22 protein-coding genes are annotated in these 23,989 nt (G+C 64.7%); 12 read left to right on the top strand and 10 right to left on the bottom strand.

The window, feature by feature from the left end; all coding sequences use genetic code 11:
* The first annotated feature begins 37 nt into the window (after positions 1-37).
* Positions 38-922, top strand: a complete 885-nt coding sequence (locus NCT32_RS16570) for a methyltransferase domain-containing protein (protein WP_061115940.1) — start codon at positions 38-40, stop codon at positions 920-922.
* Between the two features lie 314 nt (positions 923-1,236).
* Positions 1,237-1,407 (top strand): hypothetical protein, encoded by a 171-nt coding sequence (locus tag NCT32_RS16565; protein ID WP_250477356.1) that lies wholly within the window; start codon positions 1,237-1,239, stop codon positions 1,405-1,407.
* Between the two features lie 38 nt (positions 1,408-1,445).
* Here the strand turns inward: NCT32_RS16565 and NCT32_RS16560 are convergent, their stop codons facing one another.
* The 6 genes from NCT32_RS16560 to NCT32_RS16535 form a co-directional block, all read right to left on the bottom strand.
* Positions 1,446-1,856: a response regulator gene (locus tag NCT32_RS16560; protein WP_409219290.1), complete on the bottom strand. Its 411-nt coding sequence runs from the start codon at positions 1,854-1,856 to the stop codon at positions 1,446-1,448.
* 355 nt (positions 1,857-2,211) lie between these two features.
* Positions 2,212-3,018 carry an AraC family transcriptional regulator gene (locus NCT32_RS16555; RefSeq protein ID WP_061116109.1) on the bottom strand — a complete coding sequence of 269 codons (807 nt, stop codon included), beginning with the start codon at positions 3,016-3,018 and terminating at the stop codon, positions 2,212-2,214.
* 106 nt (positions 3,019-3,124) lie between these two features.
* Positions 3,125-4,396: an FAD/NAD(P)-binding oxidoreductase gene (locus NCT32_RS16550; RefSeq protein ID WP_061115942.1), complete on the bottom strand. Its 1,272-nt coding sequence runs from the start codon at positions 4,394-4,396 to the stop codon at positions 3,125-3,127.
* Positions 4,393-4,641, bottom strand: coding sequence for a 2Fe-2S iron-sulfur cluster-binding protein (locus NCT32_RS16545; RefSeq protein WP_061115943.1), 249 nt, complete (start codon positions 4,639-4,641; stop codon positions 4,393-4,395). The genes NCT32_RS16550 and NCT32_RS16545 overlap by 4 nt, the downstream gene beginning before the upstream one ends.
* Complete coding sequence (locus NCT32_RS16540; protein ID WP_061115944.1) at positions 4,634-5,773, bottom strand: FAD-binding oxidoreductase; 1,140 nt, start codon at positions 5,771-5,773, stop codon at positions 4,634-4,636. The genes NCT32_RS16545 and NCT32_RS16540 overlap by 8 nt, the downstream gene beginning before the upstream one ends.
* Positions 5,770-6,714, bottom strand: coding sequence for a 4-hydroxyproline epimerase (locus NCT32_RS16535; protein ID WP_061115945.1), 945 nt, complete (start codon positions 6,712-6,714; stop codon positions 5,770-5,772). Before NCT32_RS16535 ends, NCT32_RS16540 begins: the two co-directional genes overlap by 4 nt.
* 215 nt (positions 6,715-6,929) lie before the next feature.
* Between NCT32_RS16535 and NCT32_RS16530 the strand changes: the two genes are divergently transcribed.
* Positions 6,930-7,835 carry a dihydrodipicolinate synthase family protein gene (locus NCT32_RS16530; RefSeq protein WP_061115946.1) on the top strand — a complete coding sequence of 302 codons (906 nt, stop codon included), beginning with the start codon at positions 6,930-6,932 and terminating at the stop codon, positions 7,833-7,835.
* A 58-nt stretch (positions 7,836-7,893) separates the two neighbouring features.
* On the opposite strand, the gene NCT32_RS16525 is transcribed toward NCT32_RS16530, so the two are convergent.
* The gene (locus NCT32_RS16525) at positions 7,894-8,637 is read right to left on the bottom strand and encodes a response regulator transcription factor (RefSeq protein WP_061115947.1); all 744 of its coding nucleotides are present in this window, start codon (positions 8,635-8,637) and stop codon (positions 7,894-7,896) included.
* A gap of 529 nt (positions 8,638-9,166) precedes the next feature.
* Between NCT32_RS16525 and NCT32_RS16520 the strand changes: the two genes are divergently transcribed.
* From NCT32_RS16520 to NCT32_RS16510, 3 genes are all read left to right on the top strand, one after another.
* Positions 9,167-10,459: an MFS transporter gene (locus NCT32_RS16520; RefSeq protein ID WP_061115948.1), complete on the top strand. Its 1,293-nt coding sequence runs from the start codon at positions 9,167-9,169 to the stop codon at positions 10,457-10,459.
* A gap of 122 nt (positions 10,460-10,581) precedes the next feature.
* Positions 10,582-12,045 carry an MFS transporter gene (locus NCT32_RS16515; RefSeq protein WP_061115949.1) on the top strand — a complete coding sequence of 488 codons (1,464 nt, stop codon included), beginning with the start codon at positions 10,582-10,584 and terminating at the stop codon, positions 12,043-12,045.
* A gap of 106 nt (positions 12,046-12,151) precedes the next feature.
* A complete protein-coding gene (locus NCT32_RS16510) occupies positions 12,152-12,319 on the top strand; it encodes a hypothetical protein (RefSeq protein WP_156903131.1) in 168 nt (55 codons plus the stop codon).
* 92 nt (positions 12,320-12,411) lie between these two features.
* Here the strand turns inward: NCT32_RS16510 and NCT32_RS16505 are convergent, their stop codons facing one another.
* Both NCT32_RS16505 and NCT32_RS16500 read right to left on the bottom strand, forming a co-directional pair.
* Complete coding sequence (locus NCT32_RS16505; RefSeq protein WP_061115950.1) at positions 12,412-12,684, bottom strand: hypothetical protein; 273 nt, start codon at positions 12,682-12,684, stop codon at positions 12,412-12,414.
* A 131-nt stretch (positions 12,685-12,815) separates the two neighbouring features.
* Positions 12,816-13,634: a helix-turn-helix domain-containing protein gene (locus tag NCT32_RS16500; protein WP_250477354.1), complete on the bottom strand. Its 819-nt coding sequence runs from the start codon at positions 13,632-13,634 to the stop codon at positions 12,816-12,818.
* 257 nt (positions 13,635-13,891) lie between these two features.
* Between NCT32_RS16500 and motA the strand changes: the two genes are divergently transcribed.
* Together motA and motB are read left to right on the top strand one after the other, a co-directional pair.
* A complete protein-coding gene (gene motA / locus NCT32_RS16495) occupies positions 13,892-14,764 on the top strand; it encodes a flagellar motor stator protein MotA (RefSeq protein ID WP_061115951.1) in 873 nt (290 codons plus the stop codon).
* Positions 14,765-14,782: 18 nt separating this feature from the next.
* Positions 14,783-15,763: a flagellar motor protein MotB gene (gene motB, locus NCT32_RS16490; protein WP_061115952.1), complete on the top strand. Its 981-nt coding sequence runs from the start codon at positions 14,783-14,785 to the stop codon at positions 15,761-15,763.
* Positions 15,764-15,813: 50 nt separating this feature from the next.
* Here the strand turns inward: motB and NCT32_RS16485 are convergent, their stop codons facing one another.
* Entirely contained in the window at positions 15,814-17,145 is a 1,332-nt protein-coding gene (locus tag NCT32_RS16485) for an Nramp family divalent metal transporter (RefSeq protein WP_250490443.1), read from the bottom strand.
* Between the two features lie 294 nt (positions 17,146-17,439).
* On the opposite strand from NCT32_RS16485, the gene NCT32_RS16480 reads away from it, so the two are divergent.
* From NCT32_RS16480 to NCT32_RS16465, 4 genes are all read left to right on the top strand, one after another.
* On the top strand, positions 17,440-17,721 hold the full coding sequence (locus NCT32_RS16480) for a DUF4148 domain-containing protein (RefSeq protein WP_061116110.1): 282 nt from the start codon (positions 17,440-17,442) through the stop codon (positions 17,719-17,721).
* Positions 17,722-18,045: 324 nt separating this feature from the next.
* A complete protein-coding gene (locus NCT32_RS16475) occupies positions 18,046-21,231 on the top strand; it encodes an efflux RND transporter permease subunit (protein ID WP_061115954.1) in 3,186 nt (1,061 codons plus the stop codon).
* 21 nt (positions 21,232-21,252) lie between these two features.
* A complete protein-coding gene (locus tag NCT32_RS16470) occupies positions 21,253-22,494 on the top strand; it encodes an efflux RND transporter periplasmic adaptor subunit (RefSeq protein ID WP_061115955.1) in 1,242 nt (413 codons plus the stop codon).
* Complete coding sequence (locus tag NCT32_RS16465) at positions 22,491-23,957, top strand: efflux transporter outer membrane subunit (RefSeq protein WP_061115956.1); 1,467 nt, start codon at positions 22,491-22,493, stop codon at positions 23,955-23,957. The genes NCT32_RS16470 and NCT32_RS16465 overlap by 4 nt, the downstream gene beginning before the upstream one ends.
* Positions 23,958-23,989: the final 32 nt, after the last annotated feature.

Genomic DNA, 23,989 nt, shown 5'->3' with positions numbered 1-23,989 from the left:
TAGAATCGGATAGCCAAGTTGAAAGCCTGGGGCCCCAATGAAAGGCATCAGAAAACAACACCCGCTTGATGATCAAACCGTCGAATCCATCCGCGAGCAGATGGAGGGGCCGATAGACGGAGCCCACAACATCAGTCTGCTCTCACCACTGAGCACCGTTCAGCGCGAATACTTCGCTATGAAGTCGAAGACGGTCGTTCTGTATATGGGCGATGAAGTCAGCTTATTGCTGGCCAGAGAAGAAGAAGCCGCGCTGCGTGCGATGCCAAACGGTTACACGATCGAGCAACTGAACGGCCTGAACGTAGGTTGCGGCGCCAGGACGATTTCGCCATATTTGCTTCCGATCGATATTGCTCGTATGCCCCCATCGGATCAGGCAAGCGGTGCTCACCAGGCATCGACCGCCTCCGCTGTGTTGGCAATGCCCGATAATCTCCCGTTCAAACCGGATTCCGTCGATTTCATCGTCTCCCTCCACATGCTCGAACATGTGGCGAATCCGGAGGAAATCATCAGCTACTGGCTGAGCTTGGTTAAGCCAGGCGGCGGGGTCGGGGTCGTTGTTCCGGACTGGCGCTATACCTGGGACTCGCGCAACGATCACGCGCCATTGAGCCACAAGTGGAATCCGACACCCAGTCTGATCGAGGGTATGTACGAAAAGCACTGGAAAAGACTCGCGAAGCTCGAGCACATCGACACATACGCGATGAAAATGTCTTTCGACTTCGTTCTGCGCAAGCCGGGGGTTTTCGTACCTTTTCAACCACCATCACCGTCGACCGTTCGATCCGGTTACGAATTGAATCAGAGCGGCGCGTTCATATCTGATGCGTCCTACGGCACCGACGCGAATAGGACGTCGATGCGCCGTTTGAAGAATTCAATCAAACGACGCATCAAGCAGCTTCTGATCTGATACGGCGCGCGCGGACGAATCTTGCGGCGGCCATGGTACCGACTGAGAAGGACGCCGCGCCGATAAGGTAGACAGTCGTCGTCGATCTTTTCTTAGGTATCAATTTCGCAGAAGCGAAGCCCACCAAGGGACACAAAAGCATCTGGTCTTCGATGCACGGTCAGCATGCTTTGGCTCTTGCTCATGTCCGAGATGCCACCCGCGGTACGCCCCTTGCATGAGTGAACTTATGCGTGCTTCGGCGTCGAAAGGATAAGGCCCTTTCTTGAAGGACACGCAACGATTTCTAGCACACAACGAAAAAGGAGAAGTCGATGACGTTGATCATCTACCTGGTAGGCTGGCTGATTCTGATCGGAGGGGTATCGTGGGCGCTCGTCGCGATGCACGTCGCGCAGCATACGATCATGATCGTCGCCGTCATCATGCTGGGCATCGCCGTCATCACGGGCGCGACGCGGGCGCGCAACCGCGACCGGTCGTAAGAAACACGGGCCGCCCGTCAGCGGCGGCCCCGAACGCCTCACATCACCACGCGCGCGCCAACTGCGTCCTGTATCAGCGCGACGAGTTCGTCGGGATGCACGGGTTTCGTCATGAAATGCTGGAAACCTTCGCCGATGCTTCGTAATCGGTATTCGTCGCCGCCGTGTCCCGTCAGCGCGATCGCCACGGACGGCGGCAGATTGCCGCGTATTTCGTGATCCCGCAAACGTTGGATGAGATAGAAACCGTCCATCTCGGGTAGATCGAGATCGCAGATCACCGCATCGGGAAGATGCTCGATCGCGGCTTGCGCGCCGTCTTCGGCGTCGGCCACCGCGACTACGTCCGCACCTTCTTCTTCCAGCAACATCTGCAGTGATGCCCTGCTCTCGGGATCGTCCTCGATGAGCACGATCCGCATATGCCCCAGTCTTGCCACTTCGTTCATGATGTTCTTTTCTGCTGCCAAAAAACGGAATTCTCGCGACGGGTCTCCATCCTCTCGCCGCCGCGCACGCTGTTGCGCGCATTGATCGACACGAAAACGCGGCGGGAATTCCGCACGCACCGTAATTTATGTCGCGTGTGCGCCGGTGCGGAACGCCTCGCGGTTTTTGAGCGGCGCCAACGCGAAGATTTTGCCCGGTCGCCGCGAGCCAGAGCGAGCAAAAAGCGGACCGCCTTGCATTCGCTGCCGGGAAACCCGCATGGGACGGGCATTCCGGCCGAGGCGCGCCGCACGAAACCGCAACCGGAACGCACGACCGTGTATTTTTTGCGCGAGCCGTGCCCCTGTTTTCCCGTCAGACGTTTGCTTCTCGCGCCGAATCGGGGCGCGACGCCCCTGACATGCCCGCTTGCAACAGCGCCCGATATTCGCTCGGCGTGATGCCGACCGTCGCCTTGAACTGGCGCGTAAAGGCGCTGTGATCGGTGTAGCCGCATAGCGCGGCGACATCGGTGACTTTTCCGTTCGAGACGAGCAGCGCAGTGGCTGCGTCGAGGCGCGTCTTCAGCAACACCTGACGCGGCGTCAGATGAAAGACCTTGTGAAAATACCGCTCCAGTTGCGCGATCGACATGTTCGCCATCTGCGCGAGCTGCCGCATATTGAGCGGCTGCACGTAGTTCTCCTGGATGTGCTGCACGACCGCCGCAAGCCGGCTGTAGGCGGGATGCGTGCCTTCGGCGGCCTGCAAGTCGCGCGATATTCCCGCGAGCCCGACGATATTGCCCTGCGTGTCATGGAGCGGCTGCTTGCACGTCATGCACCAGCCAGGCTCCCGCCCCGGATACAGATGCAATTCGAGCTGGTCGATCAACTGATGTCCCTGCGCGATGATCGCCTGATCCTGCGCCGTGTAGATGCGTCCGAAGCGCCGCGGGAACACGTCCTCCGCCGTCTTGCCGAGGAGCGCCGATTTGTCGTCCTTGTGGCCGCAGCGGCGCGCGAGCGTGCGATTGACCATCGCGTAGCGCGCCTCGCGATCTTTCACGAAGAACACGATGTCGGGCATCGCGTCGAACACCGGCGCGAGCAGCGCGAAATGCGCGAGCATGTCCGAGAGCGTCGACGCCGGAGGTTGCGCGATCGGCGCGGTGTTCGTCATGAGGCCTGTCGTGCTCGTCATGCGTAAGGAGGTCGGTTGCGTCCTGATCGGTCAGGCAACCGATTATAGAAGCGCGCATGCGCGGACGAAATTCGCGCTGGCCCCACTATGAAACGGGCGTTTCGGCGCTCTCGCGCGCGGCGATCAGCGTATCGATGCGAACCGGCGCGAATGGCGGGCGCGCCGCCGTACACGGCCATCCGAAATAGACAGCAGCCGCCTCGCCGCAAATGCGCCCCTGACACGGCCCCATGCCGCAACGTGTCTGCAGCTTCGCCTCGCGCCAGTTCGCGTGCGCGGCGACTTCGCCGATCGACACGTCCTCGCAGCGGCACAACACGGTGTCCGGCGACGGCATCGCGCGGGCGTCGGCGCCGAGTTCGAACGCGTGCGCCACGCGCCGGGCGAAGGCACGCCAGCGATCGCGCTCGCGCACGAGACGCGCATCGGCGGCGATACCGAGCGCCGCGTGCGCCGCGAGCGCGCCTTCGACGCTCGCCAGTTCCATCCCGCCGATGCCCGTGCATTCGCCCGCCGCGAAGACGTCTTCCAGCGACGTGCGCTGCAAATCGTCGACGTGAATCGCGCCGTCGCGTTCGTCTGTCGAGCAGCCGAGCGCGAGCGCCAGCGTCACGTTCGGCACGAGGCCGTATCCGCACGCGACGCGATCCGCTACGAGCGTTTCTTCGCGCCCGCGCACGCGAATCGTGACCGCGTCCACGCGCGCGCTTCCATGCGCCCTCACGACGACACCGCCTGGTCGATAGCACGCGACCCCGAGCCCGACGGCCTGAGCCAGCTTTGCCGGTGTCAGCGCAAGAGACGCGACAAAGCGCGCGACACGCGCCGGTGACGCCTGTTCGACCACCGCGACGACCTGCGCCCCGTGACGGCGCGCGGTATCGGCGGCGGCGAGCAGAAGCGGCCCGCTGCCCGCGACGACGATGCGCTCGCCGCGCACCGGCATTCCACCCTTCACGAGCGCCTGCAGGCCGCCCGCGCCCGTCACGCCGGGCAGGGTCCAGCCGTCGAAGGGCAGCAGCCGCTCGCGCGCGCCCGTTGCGAGGATGAGCTTCGAATACGCGAGCACGAGCGGCGCGCCGTCGCGTTCGAGCAAGAGCCGTTTGCTGCCGGGCGCGGCGGCGACCTTCGTCCCGTTCATGCCGACGAAGTTTTCAAGCGAGCGCGTTTCATCGAGCCACTGGCGAAGTTGCGCGGCGGGCGCGAGCGTCGGCCCTTGCCGCCAGATCTGACCGCCGGGGCGCGGATTGTCGTCGATGAGCGCGACGCGTGCGCCCGCTCGCGCCGCTATGCGCGCCGCCTTCAGACCCGCCGGCCCCGCGCCGACGACCGCGATATCGACCTGTTCGACCTTCATCGCATCGTCTCGATGGAAAGACCGTCACGACACAGCGTCTGACAGCCGAGCACATGCGCGCGGCCATCGACCGTCACGCGGCATTCGTGACACACGCCCATGCCGCATAGCGCGGCGCGCGGCTCGCCGGTGACGGAGCGCCGCGTGCCGCCGACGCCGCGCATGGCGACGGCGGCCGCGACGGTCGTGAACGCGGGCACGGTGAGCGGCTCGCCGTCGATGACCACGCGCACGCGCTCATCCATCGGCGTGCTCCCGTGCGAATCGTTGCGGTGAGAAAGCGTGCATGTCGGGCATATCGAACGGAGCCGGCTCGCCGAGCATCTGCGCGGCGATGAGCTTTGCCGTACCGAGCGACGTCGTCACGCCGAGCCCTTCGTGACCCGCCGCGAGCCACAGCCGGTCGCCCGGGAAACGCGCGGGGCCGATCAGCGGCAGGCCGTCGGGCGTCGCGGCACGAAAACCGGTCCATGCGCGGATCGCGTTGAGCGCGCCGATGCCTGGCAGATAACGCGTCGCGCGCGCGAGCATGGCGCCGAGCACGTCGATCTCGACAGCCGGATCGCGCGTGCCGAACTGGCGCGACGAGCCGATCAGCACCTGCCCCGTCGGACGCGGCTGCGCATTGAACGCGACCGACGTGCCGCGCGCGTGATGCGCGCTCTTGATGTAGCCGAGTTCCAGCACCTGATGATGGATCGTGCCGGGATAGCGATCGGTAACGAGCAAATGCCCTTTCTTCACTTCGAGCGGCACGTCCCCGATCAGATCCGGCACCGCCAGCCCGTTTGCGATGACGACGTGGGAGGCCGTGCGCCGGTCGCCGTTCGCAAGCGTGACGACGGCATGCGCGTCGCCGGCGTCGACGGCACGAACCGCGCAGCCGGTCGATACACGGATGCGCGTCGAGCGCGTCAGAAGCCATTGCGCCGCGGCGGGCGCGTACACGATCGCGTCGTCGTCGATCAGCAATCCGCCTTGCATCGCGTGGCTCACCGCCGGCTCCGCCTCGCGCAGCGCGGCGCGATCGAGCATGTGCGCACGCACGCCCGCCGCCGCGAAGGCATCGCGCATCGAACGGGCGGCGTCGAGCTCTTCGTCGTCTTCGGCGATCCAGAGCGTGCCGCAACGCGAAAACGCCTCGCGCCCGCGCAGTTCGGCGCCCAGTGCGAGCCACAGTTCTCGCGAAGCACGTGCCAATGCGAGCTCGGCGTGCGAATCGTTCATCACGACGACGTGGCCCATGCCCGCCGCCGTCGCGCCGCCACCGATGCCGCGCGCTTCCAGCACCTCGACCGTCATGCCGCGCAGCGCGAGCTCCGCCGCGCACGCCGCCCCGACGATTCCGCCGCCGACGACGATGACGTCCGCCTTCATGCGATGCCGAGCTTGAACGGATCGCGCTCGTCGAAGACGAGACGCCCTTCGCCCATGATGTGCGCGTAGCCGGTGATCGTCGGGACGAGCGCGTCGCCGTCGATTGCATAGCTGCCCTCGAACACGCTGCCGATAATGCTCTCCTGACGCCAGACTTCGCCCGGCGCGAGCGCGTCTTCCGCCGCGAGGCACGCGAGCTTGGCGCTGGTGCCGGTGCCGCACGGCGAGCGATCGTAAGCGCTGCCCGGACACAGCACGAAATTGCGACTGTCCACGCCCGCGACGGGCGAATCCGCGAAAAGCTCGATATGGTCGATGTACGCGCCATCCGCACCCGTGATGCCCTGCGCGTGCAGGGCATCGCGGATCGCATCGGTGAACGCGGTCAGCCCGGCGATGCGCGCGGGCTCGAGTTCGCGCCCGTGATCCGCGGCGAGAAAGAACCAGTTGCCGCCCCACGCGACATCGCCGGTGAGCGTGCCGTGGCCGGGCACATCGACCGTCACCGCGCGCCGATGCCGATACGCCGGCACGTTGCGCACGCTGACGCTGCCGTTCGCGTTGAGCGTGGCATCGACGGGACCGACGGGCGTATCGATCCGGTGCCGCCCCGCCGCTATCTTTCCCGCATGCGCGAGCGACGCGACGAGCCCGATCGTGCCGTGCCCGCACATGCCGAGATAGCCGACGTTGTTGAAGAAGATGACGCCCGCCGCGGCGGAAGGATCGTCGGGCTCGCACAGGAGCGCACCCACCATCACGTCCGAGCCGCGTGGTTCGGTGACGATGGCGCGCCGCCAGTCGTCGAAGCGCGTGCGGAACGCGTCGAGCCGTTGCGCGAGGGAGCCGCCGCCCAGATCCGGGCCGCCCGCGATCACGAGGCGCGTCGGCTCGCCGCCCGTATGCGAGTCGATGATGTCGATGGTTTTCATGCCGCCTATCCTAAAAACGCGCGCGACCGGCGTCTTGAAGCGGCTGGATCGTTTTCATGACGATATCGGCACAGGCGGATACCGCGTCGGCACGCCCGCCGCGCCGCACTTTCGCAGCGAAACGGCTATGCCGAAATCGGCACGCGGCGCGCGCGAAACACGCAAGACGCCCGCTTTTTCGGTGCTTACACTGCGTACCGTTCAATCACTTTCGGAGCGCTGCCGTGACGCATATCTGGGAAGGCGTGATGCCCGCCGTGACCACCAAGTTCAACGCCGATTTCAGCATAGACCGCGCGTTGACCGCGAAAAATGTCGACGCGCAGATCGAAGCCGGCGTGGACGGCATCATCGTGTGCGGATCGCTCGGCGAAGCATCGACCTTATCGCTCGACGAAAAGCTCGACGTGCTCGACATCGCCGTGGACGCCGCGCGCGGCCGCGTGCCGGTGCTGCTGACGATCGCGGAAAACAGCACGCTCGACGGCTGCCGCCAGGCCGAGCGCGCTGCGCGCCACGGCGCGGCCGGCTACATGGTGCTGCCGGGCTTGCGCTATCTGTCAGACCGGCGCGAGACGCTCAATCATTTCCGCATGGTCGCCGACGCGAGCCCGTTGCCGCTCATGGTCTACAACAATCCGCTCGCGTACGGTGTCGATGTCACCCCGAAGATGTTCGCCGAGCTCGCCGAAGACAAAAAGTTTGCGGCGATCAAGGAATCGAGCGGCGACGTGCGCCGAATCACGGATCTCATCAACGAAACGGGTGATCGTTATGCGCTTTTCTGCGGCGTCGATAATCTCGCGATGGAAGCGATGCTGATGGGCGCGCACGGCTGGGTCGCAGGCCTCGTGTGCGCGTTCCCGCGCGAGACGGTGGCGATCTACAAGCTGATTCGCGCCGGACGGTTCGAGGAAGCGCGCGCGATCTATCGCTGGTTCGCGCCGCTGCTCGCGCTCGATGTATCGCACAAGCTCGTGCAGAACATCAAGCTGGCCGAGGCGATCGTCGGATTGGGCACGGAGCCGGTGCGCCCCCCGCGTCTGCCGCTCGCGGGCGAGGAGCGCAAGGAAATCGAGGCATTGATTCGGCGCGGCGTCGAGACGCGCCCCGCGCTGCCGGCAGTTTGAGGCGAAGCAAAAACGAAAATGCCGTCCTCGCGACGGCATTATTTTTTGGACGGCGACTTCAGGCCGCGATCTGCGCAGCGGCGGGACCGACCAGGCCGCCGCGCGAATCTTCGCCTTCATCGTAGAGATGCAGCAGGCGATAGCCGCTCTTGTACACCGGCTGCAAACGGAAGTTGTTGACCGGCTCGATTTCGAGCGCGAGGCGCAGGCGCGAAACGTGGCTGTCGATGGTACGCGTGGTTTCGCGGAATTCGCGGCCCCAGACCATCGCGAAAATATGATCGCGCGACAGCACGCGGCCGATATTCGAGAAGAAAAGCTGCGCCAGGCGGAATTGCGTGCCGCTCAGTTGCACCGGCTTGCCGCGCACGGTCACGATTTGCTGGCGGGCGTCGAAGCGGTACGGGCCGACTTCGAGGCACGCGGTCGATGTCGCGGGATACGCACGGCGCAACAGCGCTTCGACGCGCGCACCGAACTCGCCCGGCCGGATGGGATAAACGATGTAATCGTCCGCGCCTGCGGTCAGTGCGCAGACCACGTTGTGCTCGGCGCCGTCGGGCGTCGCGAACATGACCGGCACGCGCTCGCCGAAGCTCGAGCGCACGGATTTCAGCAGGTCGAGCCCGCAGAGGCCCGTGGAATTCCAGTCGAGAATCAGCAGATCGACCGTCGAGCGGGACAGCGCTTTCGACAGCACGAGGCCGTCGCCAAACGTCACGCACGTATGGCCGAGTCGTTTGACGACATCGCTGATGAGATTTCGATAACTTGGGTCGGTTTGCAAAACGGCGACGCGCATGGTGTCTTACCTGATGAGTCCAAGGGACATGGGGCGGATGCCGTACTGCAGGCGACCGCCGGGCGTCTCGTCGCGGGATGAGACGGGGATAATCAAGCTGCGCATTCTGGGCAGCGGGACGACCCTTTCCCATCGGACTCATCCGAATTGTCAACGCATGTGACTGTGCAGCGTTTCGGTCGCCGTTCGTCTCGTGCGCGCAACCGTCTCGAAAATAGAACGGCTTTTCCCTTTTTCGCCGGCTTTCATCCTGTAACATGCCGCGTCTGGCTCAAAAGTTCCCGCTTCCGCCGTTTTACCGAGACGTCGCGTAGCAAGCTGCGCCGCGGCTGTCCGTCGCGTCGCGCAGCGCGGATGACGGGCGGCGGCTTTCGACTCCGCGCCCGCTGACGCCCGGCCCGGATCGTTGCCGTTCCGTGCCCCGGCCTTCGCTTCGCGTCCACCCGGCGCGTTTGTCACTCCCGCAGGGCGAAGCCTCGTCCTACCGCGCGTCATGCGTGGCTTTTTCACTCACGGGTCCCTTTTTCCGATGCAGGCAACACCTCTGTCCGACGCCCCTCGCGCGGCCGGCCGTGCGCTCACGCGCGGCGACTACAAGACGCTCACGCTGGCCGCGCTCGGCGGCGCGCTCGAGTTCTACGACTTCATCATTTTTGTGTTCTTCGCGCCGGTCATCGGCCAACTGTTCTTTCCGCCGTCGATTCCCGACTGGCTGCGTCAGTTGCAGACTTTCGGCATCTTTGCGGCCGGTTATCTCGCGCGTCCGCTCGGCGGGATCGTCATGGCGCACTTCGGCGATCTGCTCGGCCGCAAGCGCATGTTCACGCTTTCCGTGCTGCTGATGTCCGTGCCGACGCTCCTGATGGGCCTGTTGCCGACGTACGCGTCGATCGGCCTGATGGCGCCCGTGCTGCTGCTCCTGTTTCGCGTGATGCAGGGCGCGGCGGTCGGCGGCGAAGTGCCGGGCGCGTGGGTGTTCGTCTCCGAGCACGTGCCGGGCCGCCATATCGGCTATGCGTGCGGCACGCTTACGGCCGGTCTGACGGCCGGGATCCTGCTCGGCTCGCTGATCGCCACGGCGATCAACAAGTCGTTCGCGCCTGCCGAAGTCGCCGATTTCGCATGGCGTCTGCCGTTCCTGCTCGGCGGCCTGTTCGGCCTGTGCTCCGTCTATCTGCGCCGCTGGCTGCATGAAACGCCGGTGTTCGCCGAGTTGCAGAAGCGCAAGTCGCTCGCGGCGGAGATTCCGCTCAAGGCGGTGCTGCGCGACCACGGCCGCGCGGTGATCGTTTCGATGCTGCTCACGTGGATGCTCTCGGCGGCGATCGTCGTCGTTATTTTGATGACGCCCACCTTGCTGCAGAAGCAATTCCACATCGCGCCGGCGACGGTGCTCGTCGCGAACTGCGCGGCGACGCTCTGCCTCACGATCGGCTGCGTGATCGCGGGCGCGATCGCGGGCCGCATCGGCGCGGGCAAGACGATCTTCATCGGCGGCGTGGCGCTCGCGGTGTCGTACTGGCTGATGTTCCGGCAGGTCGCCGTCGATGCCTCCGTGCTGCTGCCGTGGTACGCGCTCACGGGCTTTTTCGTCGGCGTGATCGGCGCGATTCCGTTCGTGATGGTGAAGGCCTTCCCGCCCGCCGTGCGCTTCTCGGGCATCTCGTTCTCGTACAACGTCGCGTACGCGGTGTTCGGCGGACTCACGCCGATCGTCGTCTCGCTGATGATGAAATCGAGCCCGATGGCGCCCGCGCTCTACGTCGGCGCACTGTGCGCGCTCGGCGCGCTGACGACGCTCTTCTTCAAGGAAGCCCGCTGATTCAGCGTTGACATCGCTGCAAAAAATGGCGCGCCGCTCTCCCGGCGCGCCATTTTCATTCGACTTTCACGTTTCAGGCGAGGCCGAAACATCGAACGCGCGACGCGCCTACGATAGACGGCATGAACGCGAACCCTTCCTCATCCGGCACGCATCTGTCCGCGCGACAGATCCTCGTCGTCACGGCGACCAGCGTCGCCTTCGTCGTCTCTCAGCTCGATGTCTCGATCGTCAATGTCGCGCTCGCGAGCATCGGACACGATCTGCGCGCGAGTGTCGCGAGCCTGCAATGGACCGTCGACAGCTACGCGCTCGCCTTTGCCGCGCTCATGCTCTCCGCGGGCTCGCTCGGCGACCGCTTCGGCGCGCGGCGCATGTTCCTCGGCGGCCTCGCGCTCTTTGCGCTTGCGTCGCTCGCGTGCGCCTTTTCGCGCGATGCGACGGAGCTGATCGCCGCGCGCGCCCTGCAAGGCATCGGCGCGGCGGGCATGCTGCCGAACTCGCTCGCGCTCCTGAACGCGGCATGCGGCCATGACCGGCGCTTGCGCGCGCGTGCGGTCGGCTTGTGGACGGCGGCGGGCGCGGTGTCGATCGCGGCGGGCCCGATCGTCGGCGGCGTGCTGATCGCGGCGTTCGGCTGGCGCAGCATCTTCTGGGTCAATCTGCCGATCTGCGCGGCGGGCATTGCGGCGACGCTCGCGTGGGTCGGGAAGACGCGCGCGAAAGATGCCTGGCATGCGCGCGGCGTCGATCTGCCCGGCCAGGCGCTCGCGATCGTCGCGCTTGCGGCGCTCGTCGGCGCGGTGATCGAACTGCGTCCGCTCGGCGCGGCGCATCCGCTCGTGACCGGCGGACTCGTGCTCGCCCTGGCGGCGGGCGGCGGGTTCATCGCGGTCGAACGCAGAAGCCGCGCGCCGATGCTGCCGCTCTCGCTCTTCGCCGAGCGCACGTTCAGCGCGGCCGTCGTCTTCGGTATCGGCGTGAATCTTACCTATTATGGAATGGTGTTCGTTTTGAGCCTGTACTTGCAGCGCGTGCTCGGGCACACGCCCTTGCAAACCGGTCTCGCGTTCCTACCGCTGACGGGCGGCTTCCTGATCTCGAACCTGGCGAGCGGCCCCGTGGTCGCGCGCTTCGGCTCGCGCGGTCCGATGATCGGCGGCGCGCTTCTGGACGCCGCGGGCTTCGCCGCGCTCGCCTTCGTCGATGCGACGACGCCCACGGCCGCGCTCTTCGTGCCGTTCCTGCTGATTCCGTCCGGCATGGGCCTCGCGGTCCCGGCGATGACGACCGCGTTGCTCGGCACCGTCGGCCACGAGCGCGCCGGCACGGCGTCGGCGGTCCTCAACACGGCGCGGCAGGCGGCGGGCTCGATCGGCGTCGCGGCGTTCGGCGCGCTCGCGGCGCACGGCGACGGCGCGGCGAACGCGCAACATATCGTCGATGCGGTGCGCTCGTCGGCGTGGATTTCCGTGGCGCTCCTGCTGGGCGCGGCGCTGATCGCGCGTCATGTGAACAATCCGGCGAGCGCGAAACGGGAAGCCGCGACACCCGCGTGCGGTGCGCTTCCCGAAGAGGCGGAATGAGGACGGGCGGCGGCAGGTACGTCCGTTGCGAACTTCGGCCGAAGCACGCTGAAAAACCGAGAGCGCGCGCCGATCCATCACTCGAAGGAAGATTCAGGAGATCACCATGTCGACGATGCCTCGCTCCCCCGAAGAGCCGCTCGAACCGGACCCGGACAAGCTGCTCGACCCGGACGCCCCGCCGAACCCCGACGACCCGGACATGCCCGATGGACCCGATTCCGCCACGCCGATGGTGCCCGCCGATCCGAAGAACGGCGAGCCGCGCATGTGAGCCGCTCAACAGCCAATGGGCGCGCACACGAAGCAATGCCCGCGCGGCCGCAAAAGCCGCGCGGGCATTCTTCTGTGGACTGGGCTGAAACGCTACAGGCTCGTCGTCTGCACGGTGCCGGTTTCCAGCGCGCGCTCGATCAGCGCTTCCTGCTGCGCCTTGCGCACGGCATCGGCGACGAGCGTATCGGGCGCTTCGACTTCCGCCTTGATCGCGCCGATGATGCCTTCAGCTTCGACGATCACGAGCGACTCCGCCGAATCCGCGCGGCTGATGATGACGCGCGCCGGTCCGCCGCCTTCCGCGATGCTCGCGCAGAACTGCATCTTTTGCCCGCCGATTACCTGCTCGAATGTTTGAATCATCGCTGCCTTCCGCGTTGGTTGGACAAAAGCTGACACAGGCTGCGCACCGTGCGGCGCGCAGCCTGCCTTTTCATTGATCCGCGCACGTTCACTAGGTTCAATTCTGTAAGCATGCGGACGGCGGCGCAAGTTCAGCGTCTTGCATCATCGAGTTTTCGAAGGACGGCGGCGGTGGCGTCGTCGGCGGGAAAGAATGCCTCGATCGCCAACTCGGACAGCGTGATATCGACCGGCGTGCCGAAGACCGTCGTCGTGCTGAAGAACGACAGCACGCCGTATTGCGTACGCATGCGCAACGGCACGACGACCGGGTCGGTTTCCGCCCGCGCCGCGTGCCCGGCATGGGCAGGCGCGGGATACGCCTCGAGTTCCGCGAAGAGCGCGGCAAGCGTCGCATCGCCCGAGACGTCGATCTGCCGGCGCAACCGGGCGAGCAGATGCGCACGCCACTCGTGCCAGTTGTCGATGACATCGGCAAGGCCTTGCGGATGCATCGACAGGCGAAGCACGTTCACCGGCGGCGCGAGCCGTTGCGCATGCGCCGATGCGACGAGCGGTGCGAAAGCCGCGTTGGCCGCGACCATCGTCCAGTGACGATCGACGGCGAGCGCCGGATACGGCTCGTGCCCCTTCAACACGAGATCGACCGCGCGCCGCGCGGCGGCGAGTTGCGGATCGGCCAGCGCGCGCTCGCGATACAACGGCGCATAACCGGCCGCGACGAGCAGCGTGTTGCGCGCGCGCAGCGGCACGTCCAGTCGCTCGGCGAGGCGCATGAGCATTTCGCGGCTCGGCAGCGAGCGGCCCGATTCGACGAAGCTCAGATGGCGCGTGGACACATCGGCGACGCCCGCGAGATCGAGCTGGCTCATGCGTCGGCGCTGCCGCCATTCGCGCAACAGTGTGCCGACGCTCGATTGGACGTCGGCGCGTGCGAGGGTCGAGTTCATGTCGCCGATGTTAGACGAAGCGCGTGCATCGAATCCATTACCTGCGGCGTAATCGCGATGTTCGGTTTCTGTCCGCAGACGAACGAGCGCAAGTTTTACTGCGCAAACATTTGCGCAGAAGAAATTGCGCGCCTCCCCTTAATGTCTTGCTAATAAAAGCCGATAAGCTCCTCAACAAGCGAACAATGCGTCGCGAGCCGTGCGCGCCTCGATCCGGGCACGCACGGCCCGCGGCGCCGGACATCTGCGGAGAAATCATGTTTGTCATCATCGGATGGGTCCTGGTCATCGGCTCGGTGATCGGGAGTTTTATCGGCGTGGGCGGTCACCTCGCCGCCCTCGTGCAACCGTTCGAGCTGCTGTGTATTTTCGGCGCGGCCATCGGCGCGTTCGTCGTATCGAATCCGACGGCCACGCTCAAGAAGACCCTGCAAGCCATCCCGAAGGCCTTCAAGGGCGGCGGATACACCAAGGAGAAATACCTCGCCCTGATCGCGCTGCTTTACGAGCTGCTCCAAAAGGCGCGCAAGGAAGGAATGATGGCGCTCGAAGCCGATGTCGACGCGCCCGAGTCCAGCCCGCTCTTTCAGAAGTATGAGCACGTGATGGCCGATCATCATCTTCTCGACTTCATCGTCGACTATCTGCGCATGATGTCGGCGGGCAACGTCAACGCGCTCGAAATGCAGGATCTGATGGACGAGGAGCTGGAAACGCATCACACGGAAAGCTCGGTCGCGGCCAATGCTATCCAGAAGATGGCGGACGGCCTGCCTGCGTTCGGCATCGTCGCGGCGGTGATGGGCGTCGTGCACACGATGGGCTCGGTCGGCGCCGCGCCCGCGGTGCTCGGCGAGATGATCGCGGGCGCGCTCGTCGGCACGTTCCTCGGCATTCTGCTGGCCTATGGCTTCATCGGCCCGCTCGCGGATCTGCTCAACGCCAAGGGCGCGGCTGAAGCGAAGCCGTTCCAGTGCGTGAAGTCCGTGCTGCTCGCATCGATGAACGGCTATGCGCCGACGATAGCTGTCGAGTTCGGCCGCAAGGTGCTCTTCACCGCCGACCGTCCGAGCTTCAAGGAACTCGACGACGCGGTGCGCGCAACCAAGATGCCGAAGTCGGCTTCGTAACGTCACGGCATAGACATCATGGCTGAGAAACCATCACGCGATCCGCTGCAATCGGTGCTCGCGCCTACCGTCGTCGTGAAGCGCAAGAAGAAGGCGCACGGCCACGGGCATCATGGCGGCGCGTGGAAAATCGCCTACGCCGACTTCGTCACCGCGATGATGGCGTTCTTTCTGCTGATGTGGCTGCTCGGCTCGACCTCGAAGTACGACAAGGAAGGCATCGAGCAGTACTTCAATACGCCGCTCTCCGCGTTGTTCGGCAACGATGGCGGCGCCTCGGCGCATACGAGCGTCATCACGGGCGGCGGCAAGGATCTGTCGAGCTCGCGTCCGGGCGAAGGCAACAAGAGTCAGCCGCAGCCCGTGCCGCAATCGATCGCACGCGCGGCCGTCGCGAAGGACGACCTGCAGAAGCTGCAGCAGCTCAAGCAGAAGCTGATGGCGCTCATCGAGCAGATGCCCGCGTTGCGCGCGTTCAAGGATCAGATTCGCATCGCCATCACGAGCGAGGGATTGCGCATCGAGATCGTCGATTCGCTCAAGCGGCCGATGTTCGCTTCCGGCAGCTCGAAGCTCGAAGGCTATGTGACGACGATTCTGACCAACATCGGCGCGTCGCTGAATGATGTCGATAACCGCGTGTCGATCGCGGGGCATACGGATGCGGTCGCCTATTCGGGCGGTCAGGCCGGTTATTCGAACTGGGAGCTGTCGAGCGAGCGCGCCAATGCCGCAAGGCGCGCGCTCGTTGCGGGGGGCATGAAGGAAAGCAAGGTATTGCAGGTGCGCGGGCTGGCCGACGTGCTGCCGCTCAACAAGGATGTCGTCGATGAGCCTACGAATCGGCGCATCAGTATTCTCGTTCTGAACAAGGCGGCCGAGCAGGCGTTCTTCCGCGATGGCGGACGCACTACGGTGGATGAAACGCGCCCTGTCGATGCGGCGATTCCGGCGGCAGTGGCAGCGAGGTCGAATGCGCCGGCGGTGATCGTGAAATAAGGCTTCGGTCAAAGCGCCATGTACTCGACGAGTGCATGGCGCTTTTTCGTTCAGCCGATCCACTCCGCAGCCGTCTGCACGACCAGCCAGAGATTCGCCGCACTGATCACGGCAAACAGCAGCCACGCGACGAGCTTCATATGCGGCTTGTTCGCGAACGTCCCCATCAGGCTTCGATCGCTCGTCATCCTGATGAGCGGATAGAGCGCGAACGGCAACTGCAGGCTGAGCACGACCTGACTCGCGACGAGCAGCTTCCCGACTGCCCCGTTGCCCATCACATAGACGCCGATCAACGCCGGCACAAGTGCGAGCGCACGCGTGATGAACCTTCGCTGATAGCAAGGAATCTTCAGGCGCAGGAACCCTTCCATGATCACCTGCCCCGCGATGGTCCCGGTGAACGTGGAGCTTTGTCCCGAAGCAAACAGCGTCACCGCGAAGAGAATCGCGGCAAGCCCCGTTCCGACGATCGGTGCGAGCAACTTGTACGCATCCTCGATTTCCGTGACTTGTATATGCCCGGTCGCATGAAACGCCGATGCCGCGAGTATCAGGATCGCCGCATTGATGAGCAGCGCAAGCATGAGCGACACGATGGTGTCGAGCCGCGACAGCGTGATCGCCGAAGCAAGGCTCTTCGCATCGCGATTCACGACGCGCGTCTGCACGATCGACGAATGCAGATACAGGTTATGCGGCATCACGGTCGCACCGAGAATCCCAATCGCGAGATAGAGCGGCTCGCGCTCGCTCAACGCGTGAATCGAAGGCACGAGCCCCGCAGCGACCGATGGCCAGTGCGGCTTGACGAGCACGAGCTCGACGACATAACCCACGCCGATCGTTGCAATGAGCCCGAGCATGATCGCTTCGAGATCGCGAAAGTTCTTGCCCTTCAGGCCGAGCACGATGAGCGTATCGAACGCGGTGAGCACCACGCCCCATATCAGCGAAACCCCGAACAGCAGATGAAACGCGAGCGCGCCGCCCAGCACCTCCGCGAGATCGCACGCGATGATCGACAACTCCGCCAGCATCCATTGCGCATTCGCGACTGGTTTCGCATAGCGCTCGCGTGACAACTGTGCAAGATCTTTTCCCGTGACGATGCCGAGCCGCATCGAGAGACATTGCAGCACCATCGCCGCGATGCTCGACAGCATGACCACGAAGAGCAGGCTATAGCCGTAACGCGATCCGGCTTCGATATCCGTCGCCCAGTTGCCCGGGTCCATATAGCCGATGGAGATGAGCAAGCCCGGCCCCGCGAATTGCAAGAGCTTCTTCCAGAGCGGCGCGCCCGGCGAAACGGCCACCGAGCCTTTGACTTCCGATGGACAAAACGGCGCGGTGGCGGTGGTCGGCAGATTGAAAGGCAATTTATCGGTTCCTGATGCGATATTGGGGACAACATCACGTACGCGGACAAGCTGCGAACGATGTGCTTCTAAGTGGCTTACAAACCGCCTCACGCGGGCGAGTCTATCATCGGCTGCACGCAATCACAGACGTGTGCAGCGTGCGCTCCAATCTGACGAAAACGCCATTCGTTCGCCAGCATGTCGTCACCGTGACGCACATAGAATCCAGTGGTGGCTGTGGTAAGCGTGCCGACGCTGCACATCGCGCAACCGCACGCCGCGTTCATCCTTCACTCGCATGAGGAGTACGCCATGAAACTGGTCACACGCATCGCCATCGTCGCGCTCGCTGCCGCACCGCTTGCCGCGCTCGCACAGTCCGACGGCCTGACACGCGCACAGGTCAAAGAGGATCTGCAACGCGTCGAGCAAGCCGGCTATAACCCGTCCGAACGCGACGCCTTCTATCCGGCCGACATCCAGGCAGCGGAAGCGAAGGTCGGCTCGCTTGGCGCTTATGGCGCATCCACGGAGGGTAGCTCGTCTTCAGGACGCACGATGTCGACGACACCGCTCGGACAGACGCCGCAGTAAGCGGACGGTCATTCCCATCAAGAAGAGACACGCGCGGCTTCCATCGACCGCGAATGATCCCGCGCCGTCTCGCTACGCGACATAGAGCGTTACCTGCGCTCAGCCCCCGCTATTCCCATCATTTTCAAGCAGGCGCCCGACCCTTCCGCGCGCTTTCGCAAGCTTGCTTTCAATTCGCCTAATCTGACAGACGCGCCATATTCAAGTCATATTGTCGTTGGCACCCGGCCACTACCATAGCGACACGCATGGCGAACCGCACGCCTCGCTCGCCGCACTTGCCTCTTTCGCAGCGCCCTTCCCCAGCATCTTCCGAACGACTCAATGTGGATAGTCAACGTTGCGCTTAAACGGCCCTACACGTTCATCGTGATGGCCATCATGATTCTGCTGGCGACGCCCTTCGTCCTCGTGACGACGCCGGTGGACGTGCTCCCCGAAATCGATATTCCCGTCGTCAGCATCATCTGGAACTACACGGGTCTGTCCTCCCAGGACATGGCCAATCGCATCGCGTCGGTCAACGAGCGCAGTCTCACGACCACCGTGAACAACATCGAGCATATCGAGTCGCAATCGCTGCCCGGCATCGCGATCATCAAGCTCTTTCTGCAACCGACGGCGAACATCCAGACCGCGATCGCCCAGACCGTCGCCGTCGAGCAGGCGCAATTGAAGCAGATGCCGCCGGGCGCGACGCCGCCGCTCGTCATCAGCTATTCGGCGTCGAGCATTCCGGTGATCCAGCTCGGCCTTTCCAGCCCGAAGCAGTCCGAGCAGGATCTGAACGACACCGCGCTCAATTTCCTGCGCCCGCAACTCGTGACGATTCCCGGCGCGGCCGTGCCTTATCCGTATGGCGGCAAGACGCGTCTCATCTCCGTCGATCTCGACACGCGCGCACTGCTCGCCAAGGGCCTGACGCCGACCGATGTCGTGCAGGCCGTCAACGCGCAGAATCTGATCCTGCCGACCGGCACCGCGAAGATCGGCCCGAGGGAATACACGATCAACATGAACGGTTCCCCCGCGACCGTCGCGGGCCTGAACGACATTCCCGTGCGCACCCTCAACGGCGCGACGACTTATCTGCGCGAAGTCGCGCACGTGCGCGACGGCTTCTCGCCGCAAACCAATATCGTGCGGCAGGACGGGCATCGCGGCGTGCTGATCTCGGTGCTGAAAAACGGCAACGCGTCGACGCTGTCCATCGTCAACACGCTGCAAGACCTCTTGCCGCAAGCGCGCGCATCGTTGCCGCCGGATCTGAAGATCAGCGCGCTCTTCGATCAGTCCGTATTCGTGAAGGCCGCCGTGCAGGGCGTGGTGCGCGAGGCGCTGATCGCCGCCGCGCTTACCGCCGCGATGATCCTGCTCTTTCTCGGCAACTGGCGCAGCACCTGCATCATCGCGATCTCGATCCCGCTCTCGATTCTTTCGTCGCTGATCGTGCTGCATGCGCTCGGGCAGACCATCAACATCATGACGCTCGGCGGCCTCGCGCTCGCCGTCGGCATTCTCGTCGACGACGCGACGGTGACCATCGAGAACATCGAACGCCATCTGCATCTGGGCACGAATCTGCACGACGCGATTCTCGAAGGCGCGGGTGAAATCGCGGTGCCCGCGCTCGTTTCGACGCTGTGCATCTGCATCGTGTTCGTGCCGATGTTCTTTCTCACCGGCGTCGCCAAGTTCCTGTTCGTGCCGCTCGCGGAAGCCGTCGTGTTCGCGATGATCGCGTCGTACATCCTGTCGCGCACGCTGGTTCCGACGCTGGCAATGCTTTTGATGGGACACGCCCACGCGCCCGATGCGAAAGCGAAGCCGAATCTTTTCATGCGCATGCATCGTCGTTTCGACCGCGGCTTCGAGCGCATGCGCGGCGCGTACATCGTCATTCTGTCGACGCTGCTCGTGAAAAGGCGCCTGTTCGCCACGCTCTTTCTCGGCTTTTGCCTGCTCTCGACGGCGCTCGTGTTCGTGCTCGGCGAGGACTTCTTCCCGAGCGTCGATGCGGGCGATATCCGCATGCACATGCGCGCGCCGACCGGCACGCGCATCGAGGAAACCGCGCGCCTCGCGGACGAAGTCGAAAAGGTCGTGCGCCAGATCGTGCCCCAGGACGAACTCGCCACGATACTCGATAACCTCGGCCTGCCTTATAGCGGCATCAATCTCTCGTACAGCAATGCGGGAACCATCGGCACGCTCGACGGCGAAATCCAGGTCGCGCTCAATCCCGATCACGCGCCGACGCAGAAATACATCGACCAACTGCGCGCGCTCCTGCCGCGCCGCTTTCCCGGCGTCGAGTTCTTCTTTCAGCCGGCGGACATCGTGACGCAGATCCTGAACTTCGGTCTGCCCGCCGCCATCGACGTGCAGATTCAAGGGCAGAACGCTCAAGCGAACTTCGAAGTCGCAAGCAAGCTGATGAAGCAGGTCCGCATGATTCCCGGCAATGTCGACACGCACATCCAGCAGAAGCTCGACGAACCCGCGATCAACCTGCAGATGGATCGCACGCGCCTGCAACAACTGAATCTCTCCGCAAGCAACGTCGCGCAGAACGTGCTCGTCTCGCTGTCGGGAAGCTCGCAGACGGCGCCCGGCTTCTGGTTCAATCCACGCAATGGCGTCGAGTACAACCTCGCGGTGCAGACGCCCCAGTATCAGGTCTCGTCGATCGACGAGCTGCTGCGCACGCCCGTGTCCGCATCGATCAACGGCCCGACGCAACTGCTCGGCAATCTCGTGCGCATCTCGCCGGAGAATCAGTTCGCGGTGGTCACGCACTACAACATCCGGCCCGTGATCGATCTCTTCGTGAGCGTCGAAGGGCGCGATCTCGGCGGCGTCGCGCGCCAGGTAAATTCTCTCGTCGATGAAGCGCGCAAGACGCTTCCGCGCGGCAGCCAGATCGTCGTGCGCGGCCAGGTCGAGACGATGCGCACGTCGTTCTTCGGTCTCGGGCTGGGCGTCGCGATGGCGATCGTGCTCGTGTATCTGCTGATCGTCGTGAACTTCCAGTCGTGGATCGATCCGCTCATCATCGTGAGTGCGTTGCCCGCCGCGCTCGCGGGCATCGTCTGGATGCTCTTCCTCACCGGCACGCATCTGAGCGTGCCGGCGCTCACCGGCGCGATCATGACGATGGGCGTCGCGACCGCGAACAGCATTCTGATGGTCTCGTTCGCGCGTCAGCGTCTGAACGCCGGCATGCCGGCGCTCACCGCCGCGCTGGAAGCGGGCGCGAGCCGCATACGCCCCGTGCTGATGACCGCCTTCGCGATGATCATCGGCATGATTCCGATGGCGCTCGGTCTCGGCGAAGGCGCGGAGCAGAACGCGCCGCTCGGCCGCGCCGTGATCGGCGGGCTGCTCTTCGCAACGGTTTCCACACTCTTTTTCGTGCCGCTCGTCTTCGCGGGCATCCATGCGCGCCTCGCGCGCCGCGCCGCGCGCAAGGGCCCCGGGCAGCATGAAGACGGCAGCGGCCAACACTGACATCACAGCATCCCGACGAACATGACCGAAAAGAACCACGCATCGCTTGCGATTCCCGCTCGCGACCCGAACGAAGGGCCCGCGCTGCCGCCGCGCCATGTCGAATGGAAGCGCGCGAAGATCGCGCTCGTCATCGTGCTCGCGTTGCTCGCGATCGGCGCGGCGCGCACCGTCGTCACCGATGTGCTGCACAGCCGCTCGATTGCCTCGCGCACGCAACAGAACGCACAGCAGTATGTGAATGTCGTGTTGCCGACGCAAACCGACGGCGGCGGTGAAACGACCTTGCCCGGCACGCTGCGCGGCTTCGTGGAATCGCCGATCTACGCCCGCGCAACAGGTTATCTGCTGCACTGGTATGTCGATATCGGCACGCGCGTGAAACAAGGCCAGTTGCTCGCCGATCTCGACACGCCCGAGATCGATCAGGAGCTGGCGCAAGCGGTCGCGCAACGCGATCAGACGGCATCGAGCCTCGGCCTCGCGAAGAGCTCGCTCGAACGCTGGCAGCAGTTGCGTCAGCGCGATGCAGTGTCTCAACAGGAACTCGACGAACGGCAAAGCACCTACAACCAGGACGTCGCCAACCTCGCCGCAGCGGATGCAAACGTGAAGCGCCTGCGTCAGCTCGAATCGTTCAAGCGCATCGTCGCGCCGTTCGCGGGCGTCGTCACGCAACGCAACGTCGATGTCGGTGATCTCATCGATGCGGGCAGCGGCACGAGCCGCGCGCTCTTCGCGCTCGCGCAGTCCGATCCGTTGCGCGTCTTCGTGCAGTTGCCGCAGGCGTATGCGCAGAATGTCTCGGTCGGACAGGACGTGACGGTCACGCAGGCGGAACTGCCCGGCCAGCAGTTTCACGGCAGGATCACGCACATCTCCGGCGCGATCGACGTGCCCACGCGCTCGCTGCAGATCGAAGTGACGCTGCCGAATCCCGATGGCCGTCTGCGTCCCGGCGCGTATGTGCAGGTCGCGCTGCCCGCGACCGCGCACGCGCGCCTGCTGGTGCCGGGCAATGCGCTGCTGTTTCGCTCGGAAGGCCCGCGCCTCGCGGTCGTCGATGCAAATGGGCACGTGCGTCTGCACAAGATCGTGATCGCACAGGATCTCGGGCAATCGCTCGAAATCGAGAGCGGCATCGAGGCGACGGACAAGGTCATCATCAACCCGAGCGATTCGGTCGCGGACGGCGATCATGTCGTGATCGCGCCGCAGCAGAAGCAACAGCAGCCCGCTTCGGGCAACAAGGCCGCATCATGAAAGCCGCGCTGTGCATCACGCTCGTTTCGATGCTCGCCGCGTGCACCGTCGGGCCTGACTATCGCCGGCCGGTCGCCGACACGCCGCCGAGATGGAAGACGGATTCATACTGGCGCGTGGGCGAGCCCTCGCATGCGCCGCTCGCGCTCGACTGGTGGCAGGCATTCGACGACGTCACGTTGAACGGCCTCGAAACGCAGGCGCTCGCCCAAAACCAGACACTCGCCGCCGCGAGCGCGCACTACGCCCAGGCACGCGCGACGCTTGCGCAGACGTCGGCGCTCGCGCTGCCCGAGATCGATCTCGGCGCGAACGCGTCGCGCTCGCGCATCTCGAGGAACCGGCCCGTCAACAACTACGCGACGCCGAACAGCTCCACCGTGCAAAACGATCTGAAGCTCGCGCCCTCGGTCGATTACGACATCGACCTCTTCGGCCGCATTCGGCGCGAGGTGGAAGGCGCCCGCGCGTCGGCGGACCAGTCGGGCGACGATCTCGCGAACGCGCGCCTCGTGCTGACCACCGACCTCGCCAGCGACTACTTCTCGATGCGCGAGCTCGACGCCGAAATCGATGTGCTGAACCGCTCCGTCGATCTTCAGAAGAAAGCGCTCGACTACGTGCAAGCGCAACACGATCTGGGCGCAGTATCCGGCCTTGACGTCTTGCAGCAACAGGCGCAGCTCGACCAGACGCGCGTGCAGGCGCAACTGCTTCTGAATCAGCGCGCGCAATTCGAGCATGCCATCGCCGCGCTCGTCGGCACGCCCGCGCCGCAGTTTTCGATCGCGCCCGCGCTGACCGAGCGGCCGCTTCCGCCCCTTCCGCTCGGCGTGCCGAGCGACGTGTTGCAGCGCAGGCCCGACGTCGCCTCCGCCGAACGCGCGATGGCTGCCGCCAATGCGCAGATCGGCGTCGCGAAGGCGGCGTTCTTCCCGAGCCTCACGTTGAACGGGACCATCGGCTGGGAAAGCACGGCGCTCTCCAGCCTGATTTCCGCGCCGAGTCTTCTGTGGACCATCGGCACGATGGCGAGCCAGGTCGTCTTCGATGGCGGACGGCGCTCGGCCGCGGTCGACTTCGCGAACCAGGGCTATGTCGCGGCCGTCGCGAACTATCGGCAGACCGTGCTCGGCGCGTTTCAGCAAGTGCAGGATGGCATCGTCGGATTGTCGGTGCTGGACGGCGCGCAGAAGCAATCGCACGCGGCCGTCGTCGATGCGCAACGATTGCTGTCCCTCGCGAACGATCGCTATTCGGGCGGCCTCGTCGCTTATCTCGACGTGATCACCGCGCAGCAGCAATTGCTCACGAGCGAGCGTCAGGATGTGCAGATTCACGGGCAGCAGCGCACCGTGTCGGTGGCGCTCGTGAAGGCACTGGGCGGCGGGTGGAACGCGAATGACGCGGCGCACGAAGACGAGGACGTGGCAAGCGCCACGGACAAGACGCCCGCGCGCTGATGCGAAGAAAACGTAAGCAGGATGCCCGCGAG

This window comes from Caballeronia sp. INML2, from assembly GCF_023631365.1.
GTDB lineage: Bacteria > Pseudomonadota > Gammaproteobacteria > Burkholderiales > Burkholderiaceae > Caballeronia > Caballeronia turbans.
The sequence above is the reverse complement of the archived record's forward strand: the minus strand, read 5'-3'. Positions and strand labels throughout refer to the sequence as shown.